We start from the raw sequence: 6,000 nt of genomic DNA, 5'->3' as shown, positions 1-6,000 counted from the left end.
TGGGCTCACCTGGCCATGGGCTCACCTGGCCATGGGCTCACCTGGCCATGGGCTCACCTGGCCATGGGCTCACCTGGCCATGGGCTCACCTGGCCATGGGCTCACCTGGCCGGGCGCCGGCCCGGTCCGCCGTGGCGTGGGGCCGGGCGGCTGCCGAGCCTCGCAGCCGCCGGGCCCGCGCCCGGTGGGTTCTCTCCTCGGCCGGGCCCTCGCCCGGCAGGTAGGTTCCTCTCCTCCTCTCCTCACCTCGGCGGCAGCGGCTGCCAGAGGCACCCGCAGTCCGGATGCCCGCGCAGCCGCAGACGTCGTGGCATCCCTTCGCCGGCCGACACCTCGCACCACCCGTCCACGCTCGGCGGCCGCCCGCCGTCCAGATGGACCTGGACGTGCAGCGCCGCCAGGCCGGCCACCATCGTGGCCAGGGCCGTGTCGCAGGCCGGGGTGCGGGCCCGGCCGGGCCCGCCGTCCGCCAGCTGGGCCAGAATCCGGGGCCAGGCCGCGTCCTCGTCCTCCCGGCGCAGGACCAGACAGTGTCCGCAGGCCGACACCCCTGGCAGCACCAGGGGCCCGACCACCCCGAACTCCTCGACCACTCCGACGTACAGGTGCGGCACCCCGGCCCGGAGCAGCAGTCGGGCCTCGTACGTCCCGCCGGCGAACGCCCCGCTCCCGTCCCGGGGCGCGAGCACCACCAGGTCGGGCGGCGGCCCGTCGGGCTTTCGCCGGGGCACCGGCACCAGTGGTCGGCCCGCCGCCCGTTGCACGGCCTCCCGGGCGGCCGTCAACCGCAGCCGCCCGACGTCCCCCGGCGGCAGTCCTGCCGGGGAGCAGTCCCCGGGGCGCACCCGGCCGCCGTCCACCACGGTGACCGTGCCCGCCCCGCCGGCCGAGAGCACGGCCGCCACCGCGGCGCCCACCCGGCCCGCGCCGCGGACCTCGATCCGGGCGCCGGCCCGCCGGGCCAGGACGGCCGGTGCGGCGCCGGGGCCGGAGTGGACCAGGGACAGCGAGGCGAGGTCCGGTTCGAGCAGGTCCCGGTGGGGCTGGGGGAAGCGGGCCAGCGCGGTGCCGGTCGCCTCCGCGTCGTCCAGTAACCCGGTCTCCTCCAGGTCGGTCAGCAGTGCGTCGGCGGGCTCCCGGCCGAGGCCGAGCTGCTCGCCTGCCTCCAGCAGTTCGGGGCGGTCCCTGGTCCCGTCGACCAGGCCGAGGAAGTCGCAGAGGGTCTTGTCGGCCTGGCCGAGCACCCCGGCGTAGCGGGTGATGGTCCCGAACTGCAGGGTGTCGGAGTCCCGCCAGCTGCGGGACAGGGCGGGCTTCAGTACGAGGCGCACGGCGATCTCCCTTCCGATCGTTTCCGGACGGCTGACCGCAGCATGCCCCATCGTGCCGACGTCGTGCGCAAAGTTATCCACAGGCTCGGACTCATGATCACATCATCTGTTCGCAGACCCTGTGGATAACCGCCCATCCGCTCCGGCGCCGGTTTCCGGACACCCTCCGTCGACTTTTCGTTCCCGATCACTCCATGAAAGATTTCGGCCACGGCACCGGACTTCTGTCCGTGGTACCGGGTAACGTCGTGTGCCATGGCAGCCGAGCGGGACTCCCATCCACCGGCGTCGCGTCGGCGTGCCCGTGCAGCGTCCGGGTCGCAAGTGGCGGCGCCCAGCACGCGTGGGCGTCGGGACCAGGATCAGCAGGCGAGGCCCGCGTCGCCGCAGCACCCACCCGCCGCCGCGCCACCTGAGCCGCACGACCGCGGCCGGGTGGAAGTACGCCGCAGCGCCCGCCGCAGCCGCACCGTCTCGGCCTACCGCGAGGGCGACCGCACGATCGTGCTGATCCCGGCCCGGATGTCGCACGCCGAGGAGCAGCGCTGGGTCGCGCAGATGCTGGAGAAGCTCGCCGCCCAGGAGAGCCGCCGGATCCTCGGCGACGACGCGCTGATGGACCGGGCCCGCGGGCTGTCGGCCGCCTACCTGGGCGATCGCGCCCGGCCGGCCCAGGTCCGCTGGGTCACCAACCAGAACTCGCGCTGGGGCTCGTGCACCCCCAGCGAGGGGACGATCCGCCTCTCCCACCGTCTGCAGGGCATGCCGGAGTACGTCCTGGACTACGTGCTGCTGCACGAGCTGGCCCACCTGTTGGTGCCGGACCACGGCCCGGCGTTCTGGGCCCTGCTGGAGGCCTATCCCCGGACGGAACGGGCCCGCGGCTACCTGGAGGGCGTGGTCTCGGCGGCCCGGCTGCCGCACATCCCCGGCGCCCGGCACGCCGACCGGGATGCCGATCCGGCCTGTTCCTGCGGCTGACGGCTTGCCGCCCGGCCGGGAGGCGGCGGCGGAGAGGTCGGCGGGGGAGAAGGACGCGGGGAACGACGCGGGGAGCGAAAAGAGGGGGCGCGGGCGTTAGTGGCCCGCGCCCCCTCTTCGCGTTTCACCTCAGCTGGTCAGCACGCGGGCCCGTGCCACCAGGTCCCGCACAGAGTGGTCGGTCAGCTCCGGCAGCCGGTCGTAGTCGAACCAGCGCAGGTCCAGCGACTCCTCGCTGATCAGCGCCTGCGCACCGGCCGGTGCCACCGCGATGTACTGGACGTCCAGGTGGGTGTTCTCCGGCCGGTCCTTGCCGGTGCAGCGGACCAGGTGCCGGTCCAGCTTGGCCGGCACCGGGACGCCGTCCACCTCCAGCAGGGCCAGGTCGGGGATGCCGGACTCCTCGACGGCCTCCCGCAGCGCCGCCGACGCGAGGTCCCGGTCGTCGGGCTCGCAGTGCCCGCCCATCTGCAGCCAGATGCCGACCTTGGGGTGCAGGGTGAGCAGCACCCGCCCGGCCGCCGGGTCGACGACCGCCGCGCTCGCGGTGATGTGCGCGGGCAGGCACGACCGGTACAGGCCCTCGGGCTGCTCGGCCAGGTGCGCCAGGTAGTCGAGCCGCAGCCGGTCCTGCTCCTCGTCGGCGGGGCGCCACCCGGTCAGGGTGCGCACGGCGTCCGCGTGCAGGGACGTCGTCCCGGTGTCGGTGGCCGTCATGCGGTGGGCTCGCCCTTTCCGTCGGTGCCGTCGCCGTCCTGCTTCGGCTCGTCGCTCTTCGCCGGCCCGTCGTTCTTGGTGAGGTCCGGCTTGGCGGCGGTGCCGCCCGCGGCGGCCTCGCCGAGCAGCTTGTCGATCGCGTCGAAGTCGAGGCCGCCCTCCAGGTCGCCGGTGCCCCGGTGCACGAAGGCGTCCGGGTCGTCCAGGTCGGCGGCGGTGGGGAGCATGTCCGGGTGCTGCCAGAGCGCGTCGCGGCCCTCGATGCCGCGCGCGTCGGCGAGCAGCGCCCACAGCCGGGCGGCGTCGCGCAGCCGGCGCGGGCGCAGCTCCAGGCCGACCAGGGTGGCGAAGGTCTGCTCGGCGGGCCCGCCGGCGGCGCGGCGGCGGCGGACGGTCTCGCGCAGCGCGCCGGCCTGCGGCAGGTGCGGTTCGGCGGCGGCGTGCACGACCGCGTCGACCCAGCCTTCGAGCAGCGCGAGCGCGGTCTCCAGGCGGGCGAGCGCGGCCTTCTGCTCGGGGGTGTCCTCGGGCTGGAGCAGCCCGCCGGCCAGCGCCTCCTGGAGCGCTTCCGGGTTGTTCGGGTCGAGCTGGCCGACGAGCTCCTCCATCCGGGAGGTGTCGACCTTGATGCCGCGGGCGTAGGCCTCGACGGCGCCGAGCAGGTGGGCCCGAAGCCACGGCACGTGGGCGAAGAGCCGCTGGTGGGCGGCCTCGCGCAGGGCGAGGTAGAGCCGGACCTCGTCGGCGGGCACGTTCAGGCCCTCGCCGAACTCGGCGACGTTCTGCGGCAGCAGTGCGGCCTTGCCGGCCGGGGCGAGCGGCAGGCCGACGTCGGCGGAGCCGACCACCTCGGCGGCGAGGGCGCCGAGCGCCTGGCCGATCTGGGTGCCGAACATGGCGCCGCCCATGGAGCGCATCATGCCCATCAGCGGGCCGGCCATGGCCTGCATCTCCTCGGGCAGGACGCCGCCCATGGCGTTGCCGACCCGCTCGGCGACCGGGTCGACGAGGTCCTTCCAGACCGGGAGGGTGGCCTCGATCCACTCGGCGCGGCTCCAGGCGACGGCGGTGCCGGCGCCGGAGGGGAACTCGGTGGCGCCGTCGAGCCACAGGTCGGCCAGCCGGACGGCCTCGGCGACGGCGGAGTGCTCGGCGGCGCTGACCGAGCGGTCCTTGCTCTTGCCCTCGGCGGGTTCGGCGACGACGCTCTGGCGGGCGATGTTCTTGGCGAGGTCCCAGTTCACCGGGCCGCCCTCGAACGAGAGCATCTGCCCGAGCTGCTGGAACGCGCTGCCGAGGTCGTTGGGGTTGAGGCCGCCGAACATCGCGGCGAACGGGTTGTCGGCCCCGCCGGGGCCGCCCGGGGCTCCGCCGCCGGGCATGCCGGGCATGCCGGGCATGCCGAACAGCGCGCCGAACGGGTTGCCGGCGCCGAAGCCGAACGGCTGCGCGCCGCTCTGGTCGGAGCCTGCGGAGCCCTGGTCCTTCTTCTGCTGTTCGTTGTCGGGCTTGGCCTTGCCGTCCTCGGGCTCCTCGGGCGGAACGCCGAATCCGAAGGGAAGGTCGCTCACGGGGTCCTCGATCCGGTCGGCCGTCATACGGGTGTGGCGGGAAGTGCTGCCCGCCCGGGGCACCAGCGGAGTGGGGGACTCGTGGGCGGCTCCAGTGCGGCAGGCCCGCGCCGGGTGCACCGCCGGGCCTTCGCCTCGGGCAGGATGGACGTACGTGACACACGTCCGTACGCACATAAGCTAACCGTGGAGGATGGTCGGTGAGTTCCCCGCCTTCGGACGTTCGCTCTGGGCTGACCGGAGACGAGGACGCCCCGGACATCACGGCGTCGCCGCCTCCAGCCTACGGCGGACGGCCGCTGACCGTGGCCGTCACCGGTGCCGCCGGCGTGATCGGCGAACGGGTCGCGGCCCGTCTGGTCGCCTCGCCGCACGTGCGCAGGGTGCTGGCGGTGGACGACCGGCGCGGTGAGGTGCCGGGTGTGCAGTGGCGGGTGCTGGACGTGCGCGACCCCGCGGTGGCCGAGCGGCTGTCCGGGGTGGACGTGGTGGTGCACCTGGCGATGGACTTCGGCATGGAGTCGGATCCGCGCGCCCGCAGCGCCTACAACGTGCGCGGCGCGCAGACCGTGCTGACGGCGGCCGCGGCCGCCGGGGTGCACCGGGTGGTGCTCTGCACCTCCGCGATGGTCTACGGCGCGCTGGCCGACAACGAGGTGCCGCTGGCCGAGGACTCCGAGCTGCGGGCGACCGAGGAGGCCTCGCTGGTCGGTGACCTGCTGGAGATCGAGCGCCTGGCCCGCCGGGCGCCGCGCGCCCACCCGGGGCTGCAGGTGACGGTGCTGCGTCCGGCGGTGGTGGTCGGCCCCGGCGTGGACACCGTGCTGACCCGGCACTTCGAGGCGCCGAGGCTGCTGGTGGTGGCCGGTTCCCGCCCGTGCTGGCAGTTCTGCCACGTGGACGACCTGGCGGCGGCGCTGGAGTACGCGGCGCTGGGCCTGGTGGAGGGCGAGGTGACGGTCGGCTGCGACGGCTGGCTGGAGCAGGAGGACGTGGAGCGGCTGTCGGGGATCCGGCGGATGGAGCTGCCGGCCTCGCTGGCGCTGGGCACTGCGGCCCGGCTGCACCGGCTGGGCCTGACCCCGGCCCCGGCGGGGGACCTGGCCTACACGATGTACCCGTGGGTGGTGTCCGGCAGCCGGCTGCACGAGGCGGGCTGGCGTCCGGAGCACAGCAACGAGCAGGTGCTGGCCGAGCTGCTGGGCCAGGTCGCCGGGAAGCACGCGGTGGCCGGGCGCCGGCTGGGCGGCAAGGAGGCCGCGACCAGCCTGGGGGCGGCCGGGGCGACGGTGGCGCTGGTCGGTACGGCCGCGCTGGTGCGCCGGGCCCGCAAGCGGCGCCGCTTCTGAGGCCGGTGGCCCCGAGGGTCGGGCAGGTTTTCTCACGATGCGGAATCCCGC

At 75.1% G+C, this 6,000-nt stretch carries 5 protein-coding genes; 2 read left to right on the top strand and 3 right to left on the bottom strand.

Translation table 11 applies throughout. From position 1 onward, the window contains the following. Positions 1-242: 242 nt before the first annotated feature. Positions 243-1,331 carry a ThiF family adenylyltransferase gene (locus tag ACFVTF_RS35435; protein ID WP_387818106.1) on the bottom strand — a complete coding sequence of 363 codons (1,089 nt, stop codon included), beginning with the start codon at positions 1,329-1,331 and terminating at the stop codon, positions 243-245. 324 nt (positions 1,332-1,655) lie between these two features. Between ACFVTF_RS35435 and ACFVTF_RS35430 the strand changes: the two genes are divergently transcribed. Further along, on the top strand, positions 1,656-2,312 hold the full coding sequence (locus ACFVTF_RS35430; RefSeq protein ID WP_371517208.1) for a M48 family metallopeptidase: 657 nt from the start codon (positions 1,656-1,658) through the stop codon (positions 2,310-2,312). Positions 2,313-2,441: 129 nt separating this feature from the next. Here the strand turns inward: ACFVTF_RS35430 and ACFVTF_RS35425 are convergent, their stop codons facing one another. Both ACFVTF_RS35425 and ACFVTF_RS35420 read right to left on the bottom strand, forming a co-directional pair. After that, complete coding sequence (locus ACFVTF_RS35425) at positions 2,442-3,029, bottom strand: NUDIX hydrolase (protein WP_387818105.1); 588 nt, start codon at positions 3,027-3,029, stop codon at positions 2,442-2,444. Beyond that, entirely contained in the window at positions 3,026-4,600 is a 1,575-nt protein-coding gene (locus ACFVTF_RS35420) for a zinc-dependent metalloprotease (RefSeq protein WP_387818104.1), read from the bottom strand. The genes ACFVTF_RS35425 and ACFVTF_RS35420 overlap by 4 nt, the downstream gene beginning before the upstream one ends. 200 nt (positions 4,601-4,800) lie before the next feature. On the opposite strand from ACFVTF_RS35420, the gene ACFVTF_RS35415 reads away from it, so the two are divergent. Further along, entirely contained in the window at positions 4,801-5,949 is a 1,149-nt protein-coding gene (locus ACFVTF_RS35415; RefSeq protein ID WP_107452871.1) for an NAD-dependent epimerase/dehydratase family protein, read from the top strand. Positions 5,950-6,000: the final 51 nt, after the last annotated feature.

Source organism: Kitasatospora sp. NPDC057940 (genome assembly GCF_042887425.1).
In the GTDB taxonomy this organism is placed as follows: Bacteria; Actinomycetota; Actinomycetes; order Streptomycetales; family Streptomycetaceae; genus Kitasatospora.
The sequence above is the reverse complement of the archived record's forward strand: the minus strand, read 5'-3'. Positions and strand labels throughout refer to the sequence as shown.

Coding starts and splice junctions, on each gene's coding strand:
- ACFVTF_RS35425 (WP_387818105.1), bottom strand. CDS start 3,029: ATGACGGCCACCGACACCGGGACGACGTCCCTGCACGCGGACGCCGTG.